Raw genomic sequence first — 4,022 nt, 5'->3', positions numbered from 1 at the left:
CTCCGCCGCAGTTAGAGCTTTGACGTGGATTTGCGGATATTTTTCTTTGATTTTTTTAAAAATTTCCAAATACCACTGCCACGACGTCTCAGGGTTGTGCGCCGAGACGATATGTATCTCTTTTGCGCCGCCGGCAACGCTTTTTTCGACGATTTTTAGTATTTCATCGTGGCTCATCGTGTATGGGTTTGGATTTTTGCGGTTTGCCGAAAACGCGCAAAATTTACACACGTCCGCGCAGATGTTGGTCGGATTTATATGCCGATTTACGTTAAAAAACACCTTTTTGCCGTGCAGTTTTCGCCGTTTGGCGTTTGCGAATTTACCCAGCGTAAAAAGGTCTAGGTCGTACAAGCCTGCGCATTCGTCCGCGTCCAGACGCTCGCCGCTTTGGAGTTTTTCTATTAAATTTGTCAAATTTTATTCCGAAAATAGATATTAAACGGCGATTATATGTTAAAAAAGCTTTGTTTTTGCAAAATTTTAGTATCATCGGATAAAATTTACACAAAAAGACGGCGGTAAAAAAGTGGCTTTAAAAGGAAATTTAAGCGGCGTTTTGGGCGGCGCAAATTTGGCCTCGCAGCTAAAAAAGCTTCAGGGCAAGGGCTTTGCAAATTTCATCGCAAAGCAAAGCGACGAGCTCATAAAAGCTCTATGCGCGCGGGTTTTGGACGAGATTTTCGCGGACTTTAACCCTGATGTAGATTTTATCCCGTTTTGCGTCATCGCTACCGAAAAATACGCCGACAACCTCATCTCCACAAGCTCGGTTTTAGAAATTTTACTCGTCTTTAAAGAAAACGCGGGCTTTAACGTCAAATTTATCCTAAAAAAGCTAGTCGCCGCGCTTGAAGGCTCAAATTTAAAGCTAAATATTAAAATTTGCGAGCTGGACGAGATTTTCGAAGCGCACAAAAACGACCACAAAGCAAAGGCCGCGTTTAGCCGTATCCGCTACATCTGCGGCTCGCGCACGCTGTATAAGGTCGCTCGGTCGGAGATTTATAAAACTCGCGAGTTTAACGCGCAAGAAAATCTCAAATTTTACGCCAAAAATCTAGGCGCCTTTAACGATATCCCAAACATAAAGCAAGAGCCCGATCTAAAAAACGACCTTGGCGGCACGAACGACATCTACTATCTAAACTGCGCTCTAAACGGCTTTGAAAACGAGATCAGCATGCGCTCGCAGGCTCTAAAATTTATCGACGAAAAGGAGCTTAGCGCGCTAAATTTGGCGACTGATTTTATCCTCTGCGTAAAATCGGCGCAAAATTTAACCCTAGGCTCGGACGTTTTTGCCCCCGCAAAGCTAAACGAGATCACCGCGCTCATGCAAACCAAGTCCAAAAAAACGCAAGAAAACAGCAGCGTCATCTCGCAAAAGCTCTTTTCCTGCATGCACTCGGTCGCCGTTTTCTCGCGCTATCTGGTCGCTAGCTTTTACAGGAGCAAATTTACAAGCGGGGTTAAATTTAGCCAGCTGCGAGCCGCGCGGCTAAAAAACGGATTTTATAGGTTTGAAAATACGATTTACGTCCCGCTGCACGTCCGCGCTAGGCCGCTAAATGCAGTGCTAAAGCAGCTTTTGGCTCTTGGCGATGCGGAGTATAAATTTGACGTCGGAACGATCTTTTACCTAAAACGCGCGCAAATCAGCAAAGAGGACGCCGAGGATTCGCTCGCGCTTTTTAGAAAAATTTTGATGCGAAACCACGCTCACTGCATTATCAAAGCGCTTTTGGACGCGGAGGTTTTGCCCGTTTTGGTTAAACCGCTCGAGCACGCCGTAAATTTGGCCGAATTTGACGGCTACCATAAATTTAGCGTCGGCGAGCACTGCGTTTTAAGCGTCAAATTTGCCGAAAATATCAAAGATAAATTCGTAAAATCGCTCTACGACGAGCTTTGCATCGAGGGGCGCACGCTGCTAAAGCTAGCCTTGCTGCTACATGACGCGGGCAAGGGGCTAGGCGGCGATCACTCGGTCGTGGGCTCAAATATCTTTCGCGCCTACGCCGCAAAGCTAAATTTGAGCGCAAAGGCCGTAAATATCGGCGTTACGCTCGTGCGCTACCACACGCTGATGAACGACGTGGCAAACCGCGAGGACATCTATGATCAGCGCACGATTTTTAGCTTTATCTCAAAGCTTGGCGACCCGCAAACCCTAAAGCTCTCATACATCGTCGCCTACTGCGTGATAAACGCGACGGATGAAAAACTCTATACGCCCTATTTGGCGCGGCTTTTGCGCGAGCTTTACGGCATTTGCCTGCAAAGCTTCGAGGATGAAAACCTGCTAGACGAAGCCGCAAGACGCGTAAAAAAGGAGCTTAGTATCAGGAGAAACGCCAAATTTGCAGCTTTAAACGAAAATTTGAAAGAAAAAATCTTTGCTATTAGATCAAATTTACTCTTTGCCAAATACCAGCCTGACGGCATCATCGGCATCGCTCAAACCGCGCAAAACGCGGATAAACTAAGCATACAGGTACAAAACCACCAAAGCCTAAGCATCGAAATTTACGCGCAAAACTATCCGAATTTAGCCGTTTTGCTCTCGTCTCTGGCACACCTTGATCTTGGATTTATGGAGATTTTCGAGCTATTTGAGGGCAAATTTTACGTCAAGCTAGAGTTTAACAAAAACGTCAAATCAAGCGAGCTAGAAACTCTAAAAAACCTCATCGAGATCTCGCTAAAAAGCGGCGCCTCAGCGCAGATAAATCGCCCGATAATACTAAAAGGCGAGCTAAATTTTGACGCGAACCACTCGCAAGAGTACGCAAAGCTGGGCATAAACGCGAAAGATCAGCGCGGGCTGATGGCTTACGTATTGGGAGTTTTTAAGGAATTTGATGTAAAAATAGCCAACGCCAGAATCCAAACCGTAAAAAACAGGACGCGAAATTTGCTGCTTATCGAAAAGCGCGAGGGCGTGGATCTAGGCGAAATTTTAAAATTATTAGAAAGCGAGTAAACATGTGCGGAATCGTCGGTTACGTCGGCAATAGAGAAAAAAGAGAGTTTATTTTAAACGGATTAAAAGAGCTTGAGTACCGCGGCTACGATAGCGCAGGCATGGCGGTGATGAGCCTAGATGGCGGTTGCGACAAATGCGCGCAGGAGATCGCCTTTTTCAAAGCCATCGGCAAGCTTGAAAATTTAGCCAAAAAATCAGAGGGCTTTAGCTCTAGCGGCGAAGGCGTCGCGATCGGACACACGCGCTGGGCTACGCACGGCAAACCCACCGAGATCAACGCTCACCCGCACCTGGGCGAGCACTCGTTCGTTGTTCATAACGGCATCATCGAAAACTACAAAGAGCTAAAAGAGGAGCTTGAGGCAAAGGGCGTTAGCTTCCTTAGTCAAACCGACACCGAGGTTATCGTGCATCTTTTTGAGGAAAATTTAAAAACTATCGGCGAGCCGTTTAAGGCGTACGAAGCTACGGTAGCGCGCCTGCACGGAGCATACGCGACGCTGCTTATCACCAAAACGGCTCCGGGCAAAATTTTCTTCGCCAAGGACGCCGCGCCGCTAGCTATCGGCAAAAGTGAGGGCAAAGAGGTATTTTTCGCCTCCTCTGACGCCCCGCTGATCGGCCTAGCCAAAGAGGTATACTACCTGGACGATAAAAGCTACGGATTTGTTAGCATTGACGAGATCGCGGTTTTTAAAGACGCAAAAAAACTAAGCCCGAGCTTTGCCGCGCTGCCTGCGGATAAAAGCTACGCGCAAAAAGAGGGCTACCGCTTTTTCATGGAAAAAGAGATCTACGAACAAAGCGCGGTCGTCTCAGAAACTCTAATGGGACGCGTCAAAGAGGATGCGGTAGGTCTTGAAAATTTAACCGACGAGTATCTACGCAATATCGATGATATCGTGATCTGCGCATGCGGCACGAGCTATCACGCAGCCCTTACGTCTAGCTATCTTTTTGAGAGGCTAGCAGACACTAGAGCCAAGGTCGAGATCGCAAGCGAATTTCGCTATAGACGCCCAAAACTAAACAA

The 4,022-nt window shown here is 47.0% G+C and carries 3 protein-coding genes; 2 read left to right on the top strand and 1 reads right to left on the bottom strand.

All coding sequences use genetic code 11. The annotated features are described in order from the left end of the window. Window positions 1-417 (bottom strand): radical SAM protein (locus Q0338_RS01130; protein ID WP_298085158.1); only part of this gene is annotated, 417 nt, incomplete at its 3' end. A gap of 112 nt (window positions 418-529) precedes the next feature. Here Q0338_RS01130 and Q0338_RS01125 point away from each other — a divergent pair. Together Q0338_RS01125 and Q0338_RS01120 are read left to right on the top strand one after the other, a co-directional pair. Beyond that, complete coding sequence (locus tag Q0338_RS01125; RefSeq protein ID WP_298085157.1) at window positions 530-2,986, top strand: HD domain-containing protein; 2,457 nt, start codon at window positions 530-532, stop codon at window positions 2,984-2,986. A gap of 2 nt (window positions 2,987-2,988) precedes the next feature. Continuing rightward, window positions 2,989-4,022, top strand: a 1,034-nt coding sequence (locus tag Q0338_RS01120) for an isomerizing glutamine--fructose-6-phosphate transaminase (RefSeq protein ID WP_298085156.1), incomplete at its 3' end; no start/stop codon positions are given.

The sequence above is a fragment of the uncultured Campylobacter sp. genome (genome assembly GCF_938018145.1).
GTDB lineage: Bacteria > Campylobacterota > Campylobacteria > Campylobacterales > Campylobacteraceae > Campylobacter_A.
Note: the sequence above shows the minus strand (reverse complement) of the source record. Positions and strands in the feature narration are given on the sequence as shown.